Annotated in this window: 19 protein-coding genes and 1 riboswitch; of the genes, 10 read left to right on the top strand and 9 right to left on the bottom strand. The window is 71.0% G+C overall.

Annotation, left to right across the window (positions count from 1 at the left end; translation table 11 throughout):
* Nucleotides 1-233: 233 nt before the first annotated feature.
* The gene (locus tag SD460_RS27920) at nucleotides 234-2,447 is read left to right on the top strand and encodes a pectate lyase-like domain-containing protein (protein ID WP_318306947.1); all 2,214 of its coding nucleotides are present in this window, start codon (nucleotides 234-236) and stop codon (nucleotides 2,445-2,447) included.
* Here SD460_RS27920 and SD460_RS27925 read toward each other — a convergent pair.
* Nucleotides 2,349-3,884, bottom strand: coding sequence for an FAD-dependent monooxygenase (locus SD460_RS27925; protein ID WP_318306948.1), 1,536 nt, complete (start codon nucleotides 3,882-3,884; stop codon nucleotides 2,349-2,351). The two genes, SD460_RS27920 and SD460_RS27925, sit on opposite strands and share 99 nt — an antisense overlap.
* A complete protein-coding gene (locus SD460_RS27930) occupies nucleotides 3,881-4,843 on the bottom strand; it encodes an MBL fold metallo-hydrolase (protein ID WP_290059987.1) in 963 nt (320 codons plus the stop codon). Before SD460_RS27930 ends, SD460_RS27925 begins: the two co-directional genes overlap by 4 nt.
* A gap of 98 nt (nucleotides 4,844-4,941) precedes the next feature.
* Here SD460_RS27930 and SD460_RS27935 point away from each other — a divergent pair, with 98 nt between their 5' ends.
* Entirely contained in the window at nucleotides 4,942-5,472 is a 531-nt protein-coding gene (locus SD460_RS27935; protein WP_290059988.1) for a MarR family winged helix-turn-helix transcriptional regulator, read from the top strand.
* A gap of 170 nt (nucleotides 5,473-5,642) precedes the next feature.
* Here the strand turns inward: SD460_RS27935 and SD460_RS27940 are convergent, their stop codons facing one another.
* The 3 genes from SD460_RS27940 to SD460_RS27950 form a co-directional block, all read right to left on the bottom strand.
* Nucleotides 5,643-5,786, bottom strand: a complete 144-nt coding sequence (locus SD460_RS27940; protein WP_290059989.1) for a transposase — start codon at nucleotides 5,784-5,786, stop codon at nucleotides 5,643-5,645.
* A 105-nt stretch (nucleotides 5,787-5,891) separates the two neighbouring features.
* Entirely contained in the window at nucleotides 5,892-7,115 is a 1,224-nt protein-coding gene (locus SD460_RS27945) for an HNH endonuclease signature motif containing protein (RefSeq protein ID WP_290059990.1), read from the bottom strand.
* Between the two features lie 95 nt (nucleotides 7,116-7,210).
* Complete coding sequence (locus tag SD460_RS27950) at nucleotides 7,211-7,822, bottom strand: GTP cyclohydrolase II (protein WP_290060009.1); 612 nt, start codon at nucleotides 7,820-7,822, stop codon at nucleotides 7,211-7,213.
* 112 nt (nucleotides 7,823-7,934) lie between these two features.
* On the opposite strand from SD460_RS27950, the gene SD460_RS27955 reads away from it, so the two are divergent.
* Nucleotides 7,935-8,567: a LysE family translocator gene (locus tag SD460_RS27955; RefSeq protein ID WP_290059991.1), complete on the top strand. Its 633-nt coding sequence runs from the start codon at nucleotides 7,935-7,937 to the stop codon at nucleotides 8,565-8,567.
* 34 nt (nucleotides 8,568-8,601) lie between these two features.
* Here the strand turns inward: SD460_RS27955 and SD460_RS27960 are convergent, their stop codons facing one another.
* Nucleotides 8,602-9,663 (bottom strand): cobalamin-independent methionine synthase II family protein, encoded by a 1,062-nt coding sequence (locus SD460_RS27960; protein ID WP_290059994.1) that lies wholly within the window; start codon nucleotides 9,661-9,663, stop codon nucleotides 8,602-8,604.
* A 248-nt stretch (nucleotides 9,664-9,911) separates the two neighbouring features.
* Between SD460_RS27960 and SD460_RS27965 the strand changes: the two genes are divergently transcribed.
* Complete coding sequence (locus tag SD460_RS27965; RefSeq protein WP_290059996.1) at nucleotides 9,912-10,175, top strand: DUF3040 domain-containing protein; 264 nt, start codon at nucleotides 9,912-9,914, stop codon at nucleotides 10,173-10,175.
* Between the two features lie 16 nt (nucleotides 10,176-10,191).
* On the top strand, nucleotides 10,192-11,223 hold the full coding sequence (locus SD460_RS27970; protein WP_318306949.1) for a DNA polymerase IV: 1,032 nt from the start codon (nucleotides 10,192-10,194) through the stop codon (nucleotides 11,221-11,223).
* 41 nt (nucleotides 11,224-11,264) lie between these two features.
* On the opposite strand, the gene SD460_RS27975 is transcribed toward SD460_RS27970, so the two are convergent.
* Nucleotides 11,265-11,912 (bottom strand): TetR/AcrR family transcriptional regulator, encoded by a 648-nt coding sequence (locus tag SD460_RS27975; RefSeq protein ID WP_290059999.1) that lies wholly within the window; start codon nucleotides 11,910-11,912, stop codon nucleotides 11,265-11,267.
* Nucleotides 11,913-12,001: 89 nt separating this feature from the next.
* Between SD460_RS27975 and SD460_RS27980 the strand changes: the two genes are divergently transcribed.
* The 5 genes from SD460_RS27980 (at nucleotide 12,002) to SD460_RS28000 (ending at nucleotide 15,996) form a co-directional block, all read left to right on the top strand.
* Entirely contained in the window at nucleotides 12,002-12,892 is an 891-nt protein-coding gene (locus tag SD460_RS27980; RefSeq protein ID WP_290060000.1) for an AurF N-oxygenase family protein, read from the top strand.
* A gap of 57 nt (nucleotides 12,893-12,949) precedes the next feature.
* Nucleotides 12,950-13,591, top strand: a complete 642-nt coding sequence (locus SD460_RS27985) for a hypothetical protein (RefSeq protein WP_290060002.1) — start codon at nucleotides 12,950-12,952, stop codon at nucleotides 13,589-13,591.
* Entirely contained in the window at nucleotides 13,588-14,073 is a 486-nt protein-coding gene (locus SD460_RS27990) for a GNAT family N-acetyltransferase (RefSeq protein WP_290060003.1), read from the top strand. The genes SD460_RS27985 and SD460_RS27990 overlap by 4 nt, the downstream gene beginning before the upstream one ends.
* 31 nt (nucleotides 14,074-14,104) lie before the next feature.
* A riboswitch (S-adenosyl-L-homocysteine riboswitch) is annotated at nucleotides 14,105-14,181 on the top strand.
* Nucleotides 14,182-14,260: 79 nt separating this feature from the next.
* Nucleotides 14,261-15,721, top strand: a complete 1,461-nt coding sequence (gene ahcY / locus SD460_RS27995; RefSeq protein WP_290060005.1) for an adenosylhomocysteinase — start codon at nucleotides 14,261-14,263, stop codon at nucleotides 15,719-15,721.
* A gap of 119 nt (nucleotides 15,722-15,840) precedes the next feature.
* On the top strand, nucleotides 15,841-15,996 hold the full coding sequence (locus SD460_RS28000; RefSeq protein WP_086678182.1) for a hypothetical protein: 156 nt from the start codon (nucleotides 15,841-15,843) through the stop codon (nucleotides 15,994-15,996).
* Between the two features lie 400 nt (nucleotides 15,997-16,396).
* On the opposite strand, the gene ku is transcribed toward SD460_RS28000, so the two are convergent.
* Both ku and SD460_RS28010 read right to left on the bottom strand, forming a co-directional pair.
* Complete coding sequence (gene ku / locus SD460_RS28005; RefSeq protein WP_290060006.1) at nucleotides 16,397-17,281, bottom strand: non-homologous end joining protein Ku; 885 nt, start codon at nucleotides 17,279-17,281, stop codon at nucleotides 16,397-16,399.
* A gap of 74 nt (nucleotides 17,282-17,355) precedes the next feature.
* Entirely contained in the window at nucleotides 17,356-18,582 is a 1,227-nt protein-coding gene (locus SD460_RS28010) for a styrene monooxygenase/indole monooxygenase family protein (RefSeq protein WP_318306950.1), read from the bottom strand.
* Between the last annotated feature and the right edge of the window lie 4 nt (nucleotides 18,583-18,586).

Below are 18,586 nucleotides of genomic sequence, written 5' to 3' on the forward strand. Positions count from 1 at the left end.
TCGAGCCGCTGGAACCGGTTCCGTGACCGCCACCCGGGCCGATTCCCCGCGCCACGCACACCTTCGGGCTGACCGGTTCGCGCCGTCGCACCCACTCCGGCACCGCTCTTCCGGCTCACGGCGCCGGGCGGGCGCCCGGCGCGAACCCGCCGCACCACCCGAACACCGGCGCGAGCTGTGGGGCTCGCCCGGTCCCTTTCGCACGTCCTCCCCCCCGATCAGCAGGCAGGCCGATGAGATCAACGACGTTCTCCCCCGTACACCGCCTCCTCGTCATCGCCACCACCTTCGTCACCGCGGTCACGACCGCGGCGGTGGTCGGCTCCGCACCCGCGCAAGCCGCCGCGTGCGGGACGACCAACCTCGCGCAGGGCCGCACCGCGACCGCGTCGTCCACCGAAAACGGCGGCACCCCCGCGTCCGCCGCGGTCGACGGCAACACCGGCACGCGCTGGTCCAGCGCGTTCAGCGATCCGCAGTGGCTCCAGGTCGACCTCGGGTCCGCGCAGCAGCTCTGCGACGTGGTGTTGACCTGGGAAGCCGCGTACGCGAAAGCATTCTCCGTGCAGCTGTCGAGCAACGGCACGAGCTGGACCGACGCGTACGCCACGACCGCCGGCAGCGGCGGCACGCAGACGGTGCCCGTCAGCAGCACCGCCCGTTACCTGCGGGTCTACGGCACCCAGCGGGCGACCGGCTACGGCTACTCCCTGTGGGAAGTCGCCGTGCACGGCACCGGCGGCGGCACCACGATCCCGCCGACCGACCCGCGCAACCCGGACCTCGGGCCGAACGTGTCGGTGTTCGACCCGTCGACGCCGGCCTCGACGATCCAGAACCGGCTCACGCAGCTGGCGAACCAGCAGCACACCAACCAGTTCGGCGACGAGCGCTACGCCGTGCTGTTCAAGCCGGGCACCTACACCGCCGACGTGAACCTCGGCTTCTACGAACAGGTCGCGGGTCTGGGCCTGTCCCCCGACGACGTCAACCTCAACGGCCACGTCCGCGTCGAAGCGGACTGGCTGCAGCAGGGCGACAACCCGAACAACAAGGGCAACGCGACGCAGAACTTCTGGCGCTCCGCCGAGAACCTCTCGGTGACGCTGCCCGCCGGGCAGGTCGAGCGCTGGGCCGTCGCGCAGGCCGCGCCGTACCGCCGGATGCACCTCAAGGGCAGCCAGATCCAGCTGTGGAACGGCGGCGACGGCTGGGCCAGCGGCGGCCTGATCGCCGACAGCAAGATCGAGGGCCAGGCCGTTTCGGGTTCGCAGCAGCAGTTCCTGACCCGCAACAGCGAACTGGGCAGCTGGACGGGTGGCGTCTGGAACATGGTGTTCGTCGGCTCGACCGGCACCCCGCCGGCGTCGTTCCCGAACCCGCCGGAGACGGTGGTCGGGCAGACGCCGGTGATCCGCGAGAAGCCGTTCCTCTACGTCGACGGCTCGGGCAGCTACAACGTGTTCGTCCCGGCGCTGCGGCAGAACTCCCAGGGCACGAGCTGGGGCCACGGCACGCCGGCCGGCCAGTCGATCTCGCTCAGCGAGTTCTACGTGGCGAAGCCGTCCGACTCGGCGGCGACGCTCAACGCCGCGCTGGCCGCGGGCAAGAACCTGCTCGTCACGCCCGGCGTGTACCACCTCGACCAGGCGCTGAACGTCACGCGCCCGGACACCGTGGTGCTCGGCCTCGGCCTGGCGACGCTGATGCCCACCAACGGCACCGCGGCCATCACGACGTCCGATGTGGACGGCGTGAAGATCGCCGGGCTGCTGATCGACGCCGGTGCGGTCAACTCGCCGGTGCTGCTGCAGGTCGGGCCGCCGGGGTCGAACGCCGGCCACGCGGCCGACCCGACGTCGCTGCACGACGTGTTCTTCCGGATCGGCGGCGCGGCCGTCGGGAAGGCCACGCAGACGCTGGTGGTCAACTCGAACAACGTCATCGGCGACCACATGTGGCTGTGGCGCGGCGACCACTCGAACGGCGTCGGCTGGAACGTCAACACCGCGGCCAACGGCCTCGTCGTCAACGGTGCGAACGTGACGATGTACGGCCTCTTCGTCGAGCACTACCAGCAGTACGAGGTGCTCTGGAACGGCAACGGCGGGCGGACGTACTTCTTCCAGAACGAGATGCCGTACGACCCGCCGGACCAGGCGTCCTGGACCAGCGGCGGCGGCCGGCAGGGCTGGGCGGCGTACAAGGTGGCCGATTCGGTGACCAGCCACGAAGGCTGGGGCCTGGGCAGCTACTGCTTCTTCAACACCAATCCGTCCATTGTGGCCAGTCACTCCTTCGAGGTGCCGAACAACGGCGGGGTCCGGTTCCACAACCTCGTTTCGGTGTCACTCGGTGGCGTCGGCACGATCGCGCACGTCGTCAACGACGCGGGTGACGCCGCGAACACCGGGCACCAGGTGAGCCCGCTGGTCAGCTACCCGTAGCACGGCGGCGACGTACGCGTCCGGGCGGACCAGCCAGGCTTCGCCCGGACGCGCGCCGAGGGCCCCGCCCAGCGGGATCCCGGCGCTGGGCGCTCCCTCGGCCCGCACGCCCGGGGTCGTCAAGAGCAGGAAGCCTTGCCGGGCCAGGTCGCGCAACCGTCCACTCGCGACGGTGACGTCCGGCAGCAGCACCCCCGGCCCCGGCGGCGGCACCGTTCCCCGTGGTGGCCTGCCACCGAACGGCCGCTCCGGGTCTGCCGTGGTCAAGGGCGAGCCGGCGTACCAGAACGGTTCCGCGAGCCGTCCCGAGTCGACCCGCACGTGCACCGCCGGGTCGGTGGCGGCCCGGGTGAGGACGTCGAGGCGGTGGGCCCGCTGCTCGTCGTCCTGCGGGACCAGGAAGTCCATGGTGGCGGTGGTGACCGCCGCGTTCTCCACGGCCGCCGCGTGCCGCTCGGTGTGGTAGCTCTCCAGCAGGTCCTCGCCGGCGTCGCCGCGCAGGACCCAGGCGAGCTTCCAGGCCGCGTTCTCCGCGTCGGCGACCCCGGAGTTGAGCCCGCGCGCCCCGAACGGCGCGACCAGGTGCGCGCAGTCACCGGCGAGCAGCACGCGGCCGACGCGCATCCGCTCGACGAGCCGCGTGTGGAACCGGTACACCGAGCGCCACACGACTTCGTAGGGCGCCGGGCCGATGATCGCCCGGATCCGCTTGTCCAGTGCGCCACCGGATTCCTCGGCCGCGAGGTCGTAGTCCTCGGGCACCTGCCAGTCGATGCGGAACTCCGAGCCGGGACACGGGTGGATCAGCACCTGACGGCCCGGGTTCCAGGGCGGGTCGAAGAAGAACCGCCGTTCGGCCGCCCAGCCCGGCAGGTCGGCGCGGATGTCGCAGATGAGGAACAGGTCCCGGAACGAGATCCCGTCGAGGCGCTGGCCGAGGGCCCGGCGCACGGTGTCGCCGCGCGCGCCCGCGCAGGCGATCGCGTAGTCGGCTTCGATCCGGCGCGGCCCGTTCTTCGTTTCGCACCGGATTTCGACGCAGCCCGGCTGGGTCACACCGGTGACGCGGTGCCCGCGCCGCACGTCGATCAGCGGCTGCCCGGCGATCAGGCCGTCGAGGACCTCCTCGACGCGCGCCTGCGAGATGTTGACGAACGGCGGGAGCGCCGACCCGCCGCCGGGCAGTTCCAGCGAGAAGAGCTCGGTCTCGCGGTGGAACGTCCGCGCGGTCGTCCAGGTGAGCCCTTCCTCGGCGAGGCACCCCGCCCCGAGCGACGCCCAGACGTCCAAAGTGTCCCGTTGCTGGCAGATGGCCTTGGACCCCAAGGGGTCGCGCACCTCGTGCTCGTCGACGAGCACCACCGGTACGCCCCAGCGCGCGAGCAGCAGCGCGGCCGTCTGCCCGACCGGGCCGCCGCCGAGGACCGCGACCGTCATCCCTGCAGCTGGTCCCAGACTTCGCGGTCGCGTTCGGCGGTCCACACCACCGGCCGCTCGATGCCGCCCAGCTCGTCCCAGAGCCGGGAGACGTCGAAGGGCAGGCAGTGCTCGAAGATCGGCCAGTGCCCGTACTGGTCGTTCAGGGCCGCGTGCGTGCGCTCGAAGGCGTCCTTGAGCGTGCCGCCGGCGTCGCGGACCGCACCGACCTCGCGGATCATCGTGGTCAGGAAGTGCCGGGTCTGCGCGACGGCGGCCTCGACCGCCTCCCGGCCCCGGCTCACGCCGCCGCGTCCGCCGATCAGCGTCTCGGCACCGAACGCGCCGACGCGGTCCAAAGTGGACGAAGCCCAGTCGCGGTGGAACGCGTCCCCGGTGTACAGCGCGGCTTCGGCTTCCACGAGGTCGCCGGCGTAGAGGATCTTCTGCCGCGGCAGCCAGGCCACGATGTCGCCTTCGGTGTGCCCGCGCCCGCAGTACTGCAGGACCAGGTCGCCGCGGTCGCCGCCGAGGTCGATGGTGAGCCGGTCGGAGAAGGTCAGCGTCGGCCAGGTGAGCCCGGGCACCGAATCCGCGCCCTTGGCCAGCCGCGGCATCCGGCCGAACTCGCTGGCCCAGTCCTCCTTCCCGCGCTCGGCGACCAGCGCGCGGGTGTTCTCGTGCGCGACGATGACTTCGGCGTCGAACGCGGAAGCGCCGAGCACGCGCACCGCGTGGTAGTGGCTGAGCACCAGGTAGCGCACGGGTTTGTCGGTGTGTTCCCGCAGTTTCGCGAGCCACTCGCGAGCCGCGACGGGTGTCGCCAGCGCCTCGAAGCAGACGAGGAAGTCCTCACCCTCGACGGCGCCGATGTTGGGATCACCCTCGGCGGTCAGCGCGTAGACGCCGTCGTCGAGGACTTCCAGGGTCTGCGTTTTCTCCGCCAGGTCGGCCGAAGAGGCGAACGCTTTCTTCGTCACGGCTAGGGCTCCTTGATCGTCAAAGCATTGACCATCTCGGCCCAGGCTAGCCCGCCGCGCCGCCGCGCGGAACCCCTCCGTCGCCTAACCTTGGCCGTATGACCGACCGACCGGCCGACCTCGACTACCTTTCGTTCGTCGACTACGCGATCGGGAAGACGCAGGCCGAGCTCCCCGCGACCGACCCGGTGGCGATGCGCCTCGGCCTGACCCTGCACCGCCTCGCCGGCGCGCTGGTCTACGACTGGGAGTCGACGGTCCACCGCCCCCGCGGCTGGAGCTGGGGCGGGTTCCGGGTGCTGTTCGTGCTGTGGCTGGCCGGCCCCCTGGAATCCCGCCACGTGGCCCGCCTGGCCGGCATGAGCCGCGCGGCGGTGTCGGCACTGGTCAAGACCCTGGAGCGCGACGGCCTGGTGACCCGCGCGCCGGTCCCCCGCGACCGTCGCGCGGTCGAACTCGACCTGACGGAGGCGGGCCACACCTCGGTCGCCGAGGCGTACGAGGAGCACAACGCACGCGAGCGAGCCTGGGCGGCGTCACTCACGCCGTCGGAGCAGACGGCGCTGATCGGCTTGCTGGAGAAGCTGACGACAGGCCCGGCCGCGGCGGCGGCCCAGCGCCTGACCTAGGGCCTGTATCGAAGTCGGTCAGAGCCACTCGTTGATCGCAGCGACATGGACGGCGGCTTCGTAGCGGACGGCGAGCTTGTCGTAGCGGGTGGCCACCCCACGGTGGCGTTTGAGCCGGTTGATGCCGCACTCCACCGCGTGTAGCCGGGACGGGGATGAACTGCGGGCTGTCACCGCCGGATCGCGTCGATCAGCTGCCGTCTGCTCCACATCGACGGTCGCCCAGGCCGCTTCGGCTCGGGCAGCAACGGCCCCAGAACGGCCCACTGAGCGTCGGTCAGGTCGAACTGCCCCGCCACCACCAGGGTGTCCACGAGGTCTCCGGTGTTCAGGTTCTGAGGACGGGTTATCCGATGGGGAGCGGGGCAGGTCGACATAGGGATGCAGGCCCGGAGCCTGGTGACTACGGGCCGATCCCATCAAGCCGCGAACGGCAGCGGCTGGTGCAGATTGTTGCGCCTGGGTTTTCGACGCTTGTCCAGGAATCGCGGGGGCACGAATTCCGGGTGACCATCGGACGCCACGCGGACCTGCCAGCCGGAACGGTGGATCAGTCGATGGTGATGCGCGCACAACAGGACCAGGTTGGCCAGATCCGTGGGACCACCGTCGACCCAATGGCGAATGTGGTGGCCCTGGCAATGCCGCGGCGGGCGGTGACAGCCCGGGAACGCGCAGCCACGGTCACGCAAAAACAAGGCCCGACGCAGACCAGGTGAGATCAGGCGGCGCGCTCGGCCCAAGTCCAGCGGTTCGCTGTTCGTACCCAGGACGGCCGGGATCAGCTTGCAATCGCAGGCATGGATCCGAGCCTCGAACGCCGAGATCAGGCCGGTGTCACCCAGGGTCGCGTGGCCCAGGCCGGATTTGAGGTCGGCGAGGGAGACCGCGACCATCACGTGGGCGCGTTCCCCGGCCTGGGCCGGTAGCTCCGGGGAGTTCAACGCCAGGTCCACCGCGTCGGAGAAGGCGTCGCCGTAGCGTTCCTGCGGGGAACGGAAATCGCCACCGTCGTCAGCGGTGCGGCGTTCGGCCAACGCATCGAGCAGGGCACCGGCGCGGGTACCGGTCTCGTCGTCGAACCGGCCGGACAGCTCCCAGACCCCGGTGCGTTTGCGGCGCAACGAGAGCTCCCGGGTGGGAGTAGCGGGTTCCGTCTCGACCGGCGCGGCGCCGTCAGGGTCGAGGTGGGCGACGATCCGCGCACCGAGAGCGGCGACTTGGCGGTGGCCCGCGTCGGCGGCGAAAGCCAGCAGATCCTGTTCGGCGGTGTCGCGGTGCTCGGCGGGGATCCGGGACACGGCCTCGATGATGGTGTCGATCATCGAGGTGCTCAGCGACCCCGTCAGGGCGGCAACGCCGGTGGCGGGGGCGAGCGCAGGAGTCCCGTCGAGGCTGTGAGTGGCGTTGAGGGCGTAGGCTCGGGTGACCGTGCGCCGGGCGGCGGTGTGGGGAATGTCCGCGAGGTGTTCCAGCAGCCGGGCAGTGGAGCGGTAGCCGAACAGCTCCATGACGCCACGGGATTCGATTTCCACGAGCAGCGCGCCGATTTCGGCCTCGGCAGACCGCACGACGGTGAGCAGCGCACGGAGACGGTCGGCCAAGGCCTCCGCGTCCGCTTGCCACACCGCTTCGCTGTCCACACAACAAGATTATCGGCGTTCGCACGCCTGTTCATCACTCGACCGGGTGGCGATGAGCGTTGCCCGGGAAGCCGTATCAGTGAAGCCGGCCAGTATCAGCTGGCGATCCCGGGCAGGCTCAGGGTGTGCCCGGTCTGCTCGGCCTTGGCCCGCAGGTACCGGACGTTGTTCTCGGTCGCGAACACCCCGGTGGGCACCTGGTCCCGCACCGCGATCCCGGCCGCCCGCAGCTGAGCGGCCTTGTCGGGGTTGTTGGAGAGCAGATCGACCTCATCGGCCCCGAGCGCCTTGAGCATCTGCGCGGCGACGGCGTAGTCCCGCGCGTCTTCCGGCAGCCCGAGCGCGGCGTTGGCGGCGTAGGTGTCGAGGCCGCCGTCCTGGAGGGCGTAGGCGTCGAGCTTGTTGTAGAGCCCGATCCCCCGGCCTTCCTGCCGCAGGTAGAGCAGGTACCCGCCGGTTTCGGAGATCCGCTGCACGGCTTCGGCCAGCTGCGGCCCGCAGTCGCAGCGCGCGGACCCGAAGACGTCCCCGGTGAGGCATTCGGAGTGCGGCCGGACGAGGGGAACGTCCCCGGGGGTGCCGAGCACGAGGGCGAGGTGTTCCCCGCCGTCTTCGAGCCCCCGGAAGGTGACGGCTTCGGCGTCGACCTCGAGCCCGCCGTGCAGCCGCAGCGGAATCCGCACCCGGGTCCGCACCTCGGCGGTCACGTCGTCGCCCCTGGAATCAGCCACAAGATCGACCCTACACGAAGTTCAAATTCGAACCTGAGAGGTTCGCCACCCGGGAAAACCGCTGGCGCGGCGGTCGTAAGCTCGCCCCATGATCCCCGCTGCCACCGCGGCCTCCTTCCTCCTCGTCGTCGTCCTCGGCGCGATGTCCCCCGGCCCCGACTTCGTCGTCGTCACCCGCTCGGCCCTCACCGGGGGGCGGCGGGCCGGGATCGCCGCCGGGCTGGGGATCGCGCTCGGGGTCTTCGCCTGGGTGGTCGCGATCGCGCTCGGGGTGGCCGCCGTGCTGACCGCGTCCGCGGTCGCCTTCACCGTCGTCAAACTGGTCGGGGCCGCCTACCTCGTCTTCCTCGGCGTCAAGGCCTGGCTGGCCGTCCGCCGCGGGGACTACCGGGACCTCGGCGAAGACGAGCACAAGGACCCGCTCAAAGCCGCCGCCGCGTTCCGGCAAGGGCTCTTCACCAACCTGCTCAACCCGAAGGTGGCCGTCTACTTCCTCGCGCTGCTCCCCCAGTTCCTCCCCGCCGACGGCTCCACCCTGCAGACCCTCGAGCTCGCCGCCATCGCCACCGCCGGGACCGTGCTGTGGTTCGTCACCCTCGCCGTGGTCGTCGGGGCGCTCAAGAAGGTCTTCCGCAGCGGCCGGGTCCGGCGAGGGCTCGACGCGGTCCTGGGCAGCCTGCTCGTCGCGCTCGGCCTGAAAGTCGCGGCCGGGACGGCGTGAGCCCGGAGCGGCACCCCCGGGCTCACGCCGCGGCTCAGCCGAGCTTCTCGGCGGCCAGGCGGGTGCCTTCCACCCGGGCCTTGATCTTCGCGAAGGCGATGTCGCGCGAGGTCGACGTGTCGTCCGCGAACGGGGAGAACCCGCAGTCGTCGCACGTCCCCAGCCGCTCCACCGGCACGTGCCGGGCCGCCCGCAGCACGCGGTCGCAGACCTCTTCCGGGGTTTCCACGCGCGGGTCGATCGGGTCGACGACGCCGACGAAGACCCGCTGGTCCGCCTTCAGGTTGTCGGCGATGATCGCGAGCGCGCGGTCCGGGTCGGGTTCGCTGGCCAGCTGGACGAAGAAGCGCCCGGCCTTGAGGTCGAACAGCGCCGGCAGCAGGCCCGCGTAGTCGACGTCGAGGCTGTGCACCGAGTCCTGGTCACCACCGGGGCAGGTGTGGACGCCGATCTTCGCGCGTTCCTCCGCGGTGAACCGGTCGAGGACCGCGTTGTTCAGGTCGACGAACTGGCGCAGCAGGCCGCCGGACGGGTCCAGCTTCAGCGACAGGCGGCCCTCGGTGAAGTCGATCTGGACGCTGTCCGCGCCCGCGTCGAGGCTGCGCCGGATGTCCGCTTCGGCCGCGTCCACCAGGTCGGCGACGAACTGCTCCTGCGAGTACCCGTCGATGCCGTCGGCCGGGTAGATCAGCGAGATCGCGGACGCCGCGATCACCGCCTGCTTGACCGGCTTGCCCGTCAGCGCCTTCGCCCGGGTCAGGTACTCGTCCGCGTGGGTCGCGTAGCGGAACGGGCCCGCCGTCAGCCGCGGCAGCTGGCGGGTGTGCCCGTCGGCGAACGGGATGACGACGCCGTCCGGGGCCAGCGCGGTCAGCCCGGCCAGCGGGTACGTCGCGAAGCTCGGCTTGCCCTGCTCGCCGTCGGTCAGCACCGGGGACCCGGTCTCTTCGAACCGGCTGATCGTGTCGGCCAGCGCGCGGCTCTCCAGCTCGGCGAGCGCGGCGGCGTCGATCCGGCCCGCGGCGAACTCGCCGAGGCCTTCGACGAGGTAGTCGGGGCGCGGGATGCTGCCGATCGGTTCGGTGGGCAGGGTCATCGAGGTCCTCCAGCTGCTTGAAGGTTCAGGCGCACGAAGAGGACGCAACGGCCCCCATCCGTCACCCGGGCCGTCACCGGCCACGTTCACAGGGCAACTTAACGTGCTCATCGGCCGTTACCGGGCCGGGATCACCCGGTCGGAGCAGCAAAAAGCACGAAATCAGAAGACGTTCGGCGGTTCGTTCGGAGGACGATGGGGTATTCGCTCTGGCGACACGGCGGGTTCGGCGCCGAAGGAGTACCCCGATGCTCAGTCACCACGATCGCACCGAGCTCGAGAAGATCGAGCGCAGTCTCGAGGTCAGCGACCCCGACCTCGCCACCGCCCTGCGCGAGGGCAAGCGCCCCCGATCGCGCGCGCTCCGCAGCACCGTCCTGATCGTCTTCGACGTCGTCGCCGTGGCCCTGCTGGTCGTGGGGCTGGTCCTGCCCGACCCCGGGGTCACGCTGTGCGGGATCCTCGCGCTCACCGGCACCGTCTGGACCCACGTGGCGCGGCACCGGATCTGAGGCGAGACTGGGCCCCGTGAAGTGGGTCCTGCACGTCGACCTCGACCAGTTCATCGCCGCGGTCGAGATCGCCCGCCACCCGGAGCTCGCGGGCAAGCCCGTCGTCGTCGGGGGCAACGGCGATCCCACCGAACGGGCCGTGGTCGCGACCGCCTCGTACGAGGCCCGCGAGTTCGGCGTCCAGTCCGGCATGCCGCTGCGGCTCGCCGCCAAGCGCTGCCCGGACGCCGTCTTCCTGCCCAGTGACCCGGACGCCTACCTCGAGGTGTCCGCGCGCGTGATGGCGGTGCTGCGGGAGTTCCCGGTCGTCGTGCAGGTGCTGGGCTGGGACGAGGCGTTCCTGGGTGCGGAAACCGGCGACCCGGAGGCGCTCGCGGCCGGCCTCAAGGACGCCGTGGCCCGCGAGACGGGGCTGTCGTGCGCGGTCGGGATCGGCGACAACAAGCTGCGGGCCAAGCTCGCCACCGGGTTCGGCAAGCCGGGCGGGATCTACCGGCTGACGCAGGAGAACTGGTGGGCGGTGATGGCCGGACGCCCGACCGACGCGCTGTGGGGCATCGGCGGCAAGACCGCGAAGAAGCTGGCCGAACTGGGCATCCACACGGTGCTCGACCTGGCGGGCGCGGACGCGGCGGCGCTGGCCGCCCGGTTCGGCCCGAAGACGGGACCGTGGCTGCGGCTGCTCGGCGGCGGCATCAGCGACGCCGACGTCAGCGCGACCCCGTACGTGGCCCGCTCCCGCAGCCGCGAGACGACGTTCCAGCGCGACCTCACCGACCCGGCGGAGATGGCGGCGGAGGTGTCGGCGCTGGCGAAGCGGGTCGCCCAGGACGTCCTGGACGAAGCCCGCCCGGCGGCGCGGGTGGCGGTCAAGGTCCGGTTCGTGCCGTTCCTGACCCACACGCACAGCATCACCCTGCCGGAGCCGACGTCGGACGCCGCGGAGATCGACCGGGCGGCGCGCGAGGTGCTGGGGATGTTCGAGCTGACCCGCGCGGTGCGGCTGCTGGGCGTGCGCGCCGAGTTCACCCGCGAGGAAACCTCGTGAGTGGTAAGTCGGGTTAGAACCCGACTTACCACTCACGACCTCTAGAGCTCGCCGGGCAGCGGCAGCGGCCGGTCCGGGTCGAGGTCCACCCCGCCCGCCTTCAGCGTGTGGTCCAGCATCGCCCAGATCGTGCCCGTCAGCTGGTCCGTCAGCTGGGGCAGGCTCAGCGCGCCCGGGTGGTCGAGCCAGCGGGTGGTCGCCGACTCGACGTAGCCGACCAGGCCGAACGCGATCGTGTCCGCCGGGGCCGGGTCGAGGCCGAACGCCGTCAGGTAGCCCGAGAACAGGCCGCTGAGGTGGCGGGCGATCGTGCCGCGGACGTCCGGCGTGGCCGGGACCGCGCGGGTCAGGTAGCGGTGCAGGGACTCGTGCTCGGTCAGCCAGCGCAGGTGCGTCGAAATCACCGCCGTGATCATCTCGTGCGGCGAACCCGAGGGGTGCCACAGCGGCGCGAGCTCGGCCGTCACCAGTTCGGCCGCGCGTTCGGCGATCGCGCGCTGGAGGTCGGCCGCGTCGGCGAAGTGGCGGTACAGCCGGGTGCGGGCCACGCCGGCGCGCTCGGCGATCTGCTCGGTCGAGACCTCCGGGCCGTGCTCGGCGATGGCCGCCAGCGCCGCGTCGACGAATTCGGCGCGCCGCCGCTCCTGCTGGCCCGCCCAGCGCGCCGCCCGTCCGTCGACCTTGGTCACCCGGGAAGCCTACTCAAGTCCGGCGAGCCGGTGTACGCTCGCCGAAGTAACTAGTACAGCGCGTACCCCCTACTTTTCCGGAGGCCGCCATGGGCGTCGAGGCCCAGGACCGGGACGTCACCGCGGCTCGCCTGCTCAAGAGCTCCGCGAAGAACTCCTACGACCCGTACGTCGACATCGACTGGGCCGCGCCGCTCGCCGAGGGCAAGGCCTACATGCCCCTGGAGCGCGTCTCCCTCTACGGCACCGCGCTCTGGGCGGACCTCACGCCGGAGCAGCGGATCGAGCTGTCCAAGCACGAGATCGCCAGCATCATGAGCGTCGGCCTGTGGTTCGAGATCGTCCTCATGCAGCTGCTCGCCCGGTACGTCTTCGACCTCGACGCGCGCACCGAGCACGCGCAGTACGCGATGACCGAGATCGGTGACGAGACGCGGCACTCGGTGATGTTCGCCCGCACCGCCGAGCGGCTCGGCGTCCCGCGCTACGGCGTCCCGAAGGTCGTGCACCGCGCCGCCAAGGTGTTCGGCGCGACCGCCGCCGGGCCGTCGATGTTCGCCAGCGTGCTGGTCGCCGAGGAGACCACCGACCGGCTGCAGCGCTCGATGATGGACGACGACGGCATCCAGCCGCTGATCCGCTCGGTCAACCGCATCCACGTCGTCGAGGAGGCCCGGCACGTCCGGTTCGCCAAGGAAGAGGTGCTGCGGGAGACGCCGAAGCTGTCGAAAGCGGCGCTGCAGCGGCACCGGCTGCGGACCGCGCTGGTCGCGTTCGGCGTCATCGACAGCATGGTCGACCCGCGGGTCTACCGCAGCGTCGGGATCGACCCCCGCGCCGGCCGGGCCGCGGCGCTCGCCAACCCGCACTTCCACGAGACGCGCCGCTGGATGGCGGAGAAGATCGTGCCGTTCCTGCGCGACGCGGGGCTGATCGGCGGCCGGTCGGAGGGCGTTTGGCGGCGCGCGCACCTGCTCTGACGCGCTGACCGGAAAATTCCCTTCACACCCCTTGCCCGGTTCCGCCACGATGCTCGCGTGACCGCAGAGCTCCCCGCCGCGCCCGCGCCGCCGCGCACCCACCCCGTCTTCGCGGGCCTCGTCGGCGTCATCGTGGGCGCGGTGCTGGTCGGCGTGCCGTGGCTGGCGCTGAGCCTGCTCGGCGGGCCCAGCGGAGGCGCGCTGACCGCGCCGGCCACCCTGGGCGGGCTCGCCCGCGCCCAGGACGCGCTCGCGAAGTTCGGCGTGGAAGAGAGCAAGGGCCAGGTCGCCCGCGTCGACAAGGCCGACCGGGAGACGGCCGCCCGGACGTCGGCGGCCTACGGCGGCGCGGGCGCGGTCGTGCAGCAGTACCAGGACGCCGGGCTGGAGCGCTCGTTCCAGCTGATCGCGGTGCGCGCGGCCTCGCCGGAGCTGGTGGCGCCGTACGAGGACGCCGAGGCGCTGGACCTGGCCGCGCCGGGCACCGAGCTCGTGCGCACCGGTGCCGTGCAGTGCCTGGTCCACCACGACCCCGAGCCGGCGGGCTCGCCACCGGACCCCGACCGGTCCTCCGTGCTGAGCTGCCAGCGCAGCGGCCCGGATCTGACCGTCACCGTGCGGTGCCTCAGCGCCGAGGGCAACCGCGATCCCCGCGAACTCGCCGGGATCGTCGAAGAGGCGTGGAAGGAGCTGTCGTGACGATCGCCGTCCGGCCGGCCCGCGCCGGGGACGAAGCCGCGCTCGCGAAGATCGACGAGCGCACGTGGGGCCCCGCCGTGTCCCCCGCTCCCCCGCCGCCGCCCGGCACGCCGTTCTTCGACGGCGGCTTGCGCACGGAGAACGTCCTCGTCGCCGAGCACGACGACGTCGTCGCCGGGTACGTCCGGCTCGACGAAGGCTTCGGCATCCCGGCCCACCGGCACGTGCTGGTCCTCGGCGGCCTCGCCGTCGACCCGGACCGCCAGGGCCTCGGCATCGCGGGCCGGCTGGTGGACGCGGCCGTGGCCGAAGCGCGCCGGCGCGGCGCCCGCAAGCTGACGCTGCGCGTGCTGGGTCACAACGCCGCCGCCCGCCGGGTCTACGAGCGGTGCGGGTTCACCGTGGAAGGCGTGCTGCGCGGGGAATTCCGCGTCGGCGGGACCGACGTCGACGACGTCCTGATGGCCCGTTCGCTCGCTTGACAGCTTCCCGGCGGCTTTGCCATCCTGGATCCGGGCCGAGAGGCGCTGCGACGGAAATTCTTCCGCCACGCTCGGCCCGCGACACGCATCCAAGGGCGCCTCCCGCGAGGGAGGTGCCTTTTTTCGTGGTGTCCCGCCAGTTCCTCCCGAGCGCTTCCGCAACCAGCCTCAGGAAAGAGCTCGAGGAATGAGTGACAAACTCGCACGCCGCAACGGTCTCGACTTCGCCGTCGCCGACCTTTCCCTGGCCGACGCCGGCCGCACCCAGCTGCGGCTGGCCGAGCACGAGATGCCGGGCCTGATGGCGATCCGCCGCGAGTACGCCGCCGCGCAGCCGCTCAAGGGCGCGCGCATCGCCGGGTCGCTGCACATGACCGTGCAGACCGCTGTGCTGATCGAGACCCTGGTCGCGCTCGGCGCCGAGGTGCGCTGGGTCTCCTGCAACATCTTCTCCACCCAGGACGAGGCCGCCGCGGCGGTCGTCGTCGGCCCCGAGGGCACGGTCGACGCCCCGGCGGGCACCCCGGTGTTCGCCTGGAAGGGCGAGACGCTCGAAGAGTACTGGTGGTGCACCGAGCAGCTCTTCGCCTTCGCCGGTGGGAAAACCCCCAACATGATCCTCGACGACGGCGGCGACGCCACCCTGCTCGTGCACAAGGGCGTCGAGTTCGAAGCCGCGGGCGCCGTCCCGCAACCGTCCGAAGAGGACCCGGAGGAGTACCGGATCGTCCTCGAGACCCTCCGCGCGAGCCTGGCCGCCGACGGCGAGCGCTTCACCCGGATGGCCAAGGAGATCCGCGGCGTCACCGAGGAGACGACCAACGGCGTCAAGCGGCTCTACAAGCTCGCCAAGGACGGCGAGCTGCTCTTCCCCGCGATGAACGTCAACGACTCCGTGACGAAGTCCAAGTTCGACAACAAGTACGGCATCCGGCACTCCCTTGTGGACGGCCTGAACCGGGCCACCGACGTGATGATCGGCGGCAAGCGCGTCGTCGTCTGCGGCTACGGCGACGTCGGCAAGGGTGCGGTCGAGGCGCTGCGCGGCCAGGGTGCCCGCGTCGCGGTCACCGAGATCGACCCGATCTGCGCGCTGCAGGCGTCGATGGACGGCCTCGACGTCGTCGAGCTCGACGACGTGGTCGCGACCGGGGACATCTTCATCACCACCACCGGCAACTTCGGCATCATCTCCGCGGACCAGATGAGCCGCATGAAGCACAACGCGATCGTCGCCAACGTCGGGCACTTCGACAACGAGATCGACATGGCCGGGCTGGCGAAACTGCCGGGCATCGTCAAGAAGGAGATCAAGCCGCAGGTGCACGAGTGGGCGTTCGCGGACGGCCACTCGATCATCGTGCTCTCCGAAGGCCGCCTGATGAACCTCGGCAACGCGACCGGCCACCCGTCGTTCGTGATGTCGAACTCGTTCACCAACCAGGCGATCGCGCAGATCGAGCTGTTCGCCAAGCCCGGCGAGTACGCCATCGACGTCCACCGGCTGCCGAAGCACCTCGACGAGAAGGTCGCCCGCCTGCACCTCGACGCGCTCGGCGTGCGGCTCACCAAGCTCACGAAGGAGCAGGCCGAGTACATCGGGGTCGACGTCGAAGGTCCGTACAAGCTCGATCACTATCGGTACTGACCCGAGATTGCTCCATTTGACGCAGTTTGCCGCACCGCGAAAGTGGCCATTCTCCCCGTGACAGCGCATCCGCCGGCCGGCACGCCGGATGGGTCCCATGCGAAGGAGTGTGTGTCAAAGTGATCGTTCTCGGTGTAATTCTTCTGATCATCGGGTTCATCGTGGGAATCCCGGTGCTTTACACCATCGGCATCATTCTCGCGGTGGCCGGCGTGGCGTTGGCCATCCTCGGCGGCACCGGCCGCCGGATCGGTGGGCGTGCGCACTGGTACTGATCCACGACCGGCGAACGGCCCGGCACGTCAGCAGCGATGCTGTCGCGCCGGGCCGTTCGGCCGTTCCGCACCGCTTCGGGCGGGGAAAGCGGGAAATTTAAGGGTCCTCCGGCTCCGAGGGGGAGGGAGAGCCGAAGGACCCCGTTAGTGTTAGCACATCGCCAAGCCGGTGTACACAGCTGCATACACGATCGTGTGACCGCAGGGGCACCGTCCCCACGCCGCGAAGGCCTCCCCGGCAGGTGCGCGGCACCCGGCGGGAAGGCCTTCGCGGATCCTGGCGGGAGGCTCAGGAAGCTCGGCGCGGCAACGACTTCCGCACACTTCCTGGGTACCACCGCGAGGCGGCCGGGCGCGCGACCGCGGCGGCGTGTCGGCCGCGACCACCCGTCCGGGGTGCTCAGGCGGACTTGGGGGCCCGTTTCCTCGGTGCCGACTTCTTCTTCGGCGCCGGCTTCGCGTCCTCATCGGACGCCTCCGAAGTGGACGTGTCCGAAACGGACTCACGCGACTTCTTCGCCGCGTCGACGCTGGCCTGCAGCGCCGCCATCAGGTCGACGACGTCGGCCTTGGCGGTGACCGCCGCGGGCTTGGTCGTCTCCTCCCCCGCGACCTTGGCCTCGATCATCTCCTCGAGGGCCTCGCGGTAGTGGTCGTGGTACTTCTCCGGCTCGAACACCGGCTCGGCCAGCGAGTCGATCAGCGAGCCCGCCATGGACAGCTCCTGCGGGCGGATCTGCGGCGGGTCGTCGCGCAGGAACGGGAAGTCGGGTTCGCGGACCTCGTCCGGCCACAGCATCGTCGTCATCACCAGCACGTCGGCGTGCACCCGCAGCACCGCCATGCTCTCCCGCTGCCGCACGGCGACCTTCGCGATGGCCACCTGGCTCGACTTGTGCAGCGCGTCCCGCAGCACGATGTACGGCTTCACCGCGTTCTTCTGCGGCTCCAGGTAGTACGTCCGGTCGTACTGGATCGGGTCGATCGACTCCAGCGGCACGAACTCCAGCACGTCGATCGTGCGCTGCGTGGGCAGCGGCAGGTCGGCCATCTCGGCGTCGGTGATGACGACCATCTCACCGTCGGGCAGCTCGTAGCCCTTGGCGATCTCCGGGTACGGGACCTCGGCGCCGTCGATCGTGCAGAACCGCTTGTACTGGATGCGGCCGCCGTCGGCCTCGTGCACCTGGCGGAGCGAGACGTTCTTGTTCTCGGTGGCCGCGTACAGCTGGATCGGGATGCTGACCAGCCCGAACGACACCGAGCCCTTCCACATCGCCCGCATGCCACGTACCTCCGAGGTCGACTTCACGCTCGGTAATTACCGTAGCCCGAAACGTCCCCCGGCGACAGTCTGATCTAGACCTCTGCCAGGTACTTCTCCCACTTCGCGGGGTCCAGGAACCAGTGCTGGAAGTCGGTCGGGTCGGTGAACCCGTTGGCGAACCGCCGGGCCACGGCCGGGTTCTGGCCCGCCACCCCGAGGATCTGGAGCACGTGCGGGGGCGGCGGGAGGAGCAGCGCGTTGGTCCATTCGGTGACGTGCTGGGCGTACTCCCAGTAGCGCTCGAACGTGGCATCCATCCACGCGGCGTCGAACGGCCGGTCGCCGTGCTCGAGGATCGCGGTCAGGTAGGTCGCCGCGCAGTGGCTCGCGTTGTTCGAGCCCTGCCCGGTGATCGGGTCGTTCGCCACGACGACGTCGGCCATGCCCAGCACCCGCGCGCCACCCGGCAGGGTGCCGACCGGGTTGCGCACGACCGGGGTGTACCCGCCGGCCAGTGCCGCCTTGCCGTCGGTCAGCTCGGCGTCGCGGCAGCGCTCGTACTCCCACGGCACGAACTGCCGCATCAGGTCCAGCAGGCGCGTGAAGTGCTCGGCCGGGGCCGGGTGGTCGCCGAAGCAGTCCAGCGGCCCGCCGGGGATCCCCTCGAAGAACAGGATGTCGCAGTTCCCGCTCAGCGTGTACGCCGGGATCATGAACAGCTCGCCGACGCCGGGCACGATGTTGAACCGCACCGCCTGCTTGTCCGGGTGCTCCGGCCGCGGCCGGACACCGTGGGCGTACGCCAGCGAGAGCGCGCGCATCGGCTTCGTGTACGGCGACCGCTCGGGCACGCGGTCGAACAGCTGCACCAGCTCGCCCTTGCCGGCCGAGATGATCACCAGGTCGTACAGCCGCGCCAGCGCGTCCAGTTCGGACGTCATCACGCCGTGGATGACGAGCTTGCCGCCGCGGTCCTCGAACAGCTCCAGCCAGCCCGCCATCTTCACGCGCTGGTCGACCGACTGCGCGTAGTGGTCCAGCTCGGCGAACCAGTCCAGCGCGCGGCCGCCGTCCGGCGCGGCCACCGACACGCCGAGGCCCTCGACCCGGACGGTCTCGTCCTCCCACTGGTTCAGCCCGAGGTCCCGTTCGTGCTGCAGCGCGTCGTTGAACATGCACTGCGTCGACATCACCCGCCCGGCCCGGATCTCCTCCGGCGTCCGCGCGGACATCACCGTGACGTCGTAGTCCTTCGCCAGCAGCCCGAGGGCCAGCTGCAGCCCGGACTGGCCGGCGCCCACGATCAGGACTCTGCGCATGAAG

The organism is Amycolatopsis solani (genome assembly GCF_033441515.1).
GTDB lineage: Bacteria > Actinomycetota > Actinomycetes > Mycobacteriales > Pseudonocardiaceae > Amycolatopsis > Amycolatopsis solani.

Coding starts and splice junctions, on each gene's coding strand:
- ku (WP_290060006.1), bottom strand. CDS start 17,281: ATGCGGGCGATGTGGAAGGGCTCGGTGTCGTTCGGGCTGGTCAGCATC.
- SD460_RS28010 (WP_318306950.1), bottom strand. CDS start 18,582: ATGCGCAGAGTCCTGATCGTGGGCGCCGGCCAGTCCGGGCTGCAGCTG.
- SD460_RS27965 (WP_290059996.1), top strand. CDS start 9,912: ATGCTCAGTCACCACGATCGCACCGAGCTCGAGAAGATCGAGCGCAGT.
- SD460_RS27925 (WP_318306948.1), bottom strand. CDS start 3,884: ATGACGGTCGCGGTCCTCGGCGGCGGCCCGGTCGGGCAGACGGCCGCG.
- SD460_RS27960 (WP_290059994.1), bottom strand. CDS start 9,663: ATGACCCTGCCCACCGAACCGATCGGCAGCATCCCGCGCCCCGACTAC.
- SD460_RS27935 (WP_290059988.1), top strand. CDS start 4,942: ATGACCGACCGACCGGCCGACCTCGACTACCTTTCGTTCGTCGACTAC.
- ahcY (WP_290060005.1), top strand. CDS start 14,261: ATGAGTGACAAACTCGCACGCCGCAACGGTCTCGACTTCGCCGTCGCC.
- SD460_RS27980 (WP_290060000.1), top strand. CDS start 12,002: ATGGGCGTCGAGGCCCAGGACCGGGACGTCACCGCGGCTCGCCTGCTC.
- SD460_RS27955 (WP_290059991.1), top strand. CDS start 7,935: ATGATCCCCGCTGCCACCGCGGCCTCCTTCCTCCTCGTCGTCGTCCTC.
- SD460_RS27920 (WP_318306947.1), top strand. CDS start 234: ATGAGATCAACGACGTTCTCCCCCGTACACCGCCTCCTCGTCATCGCC.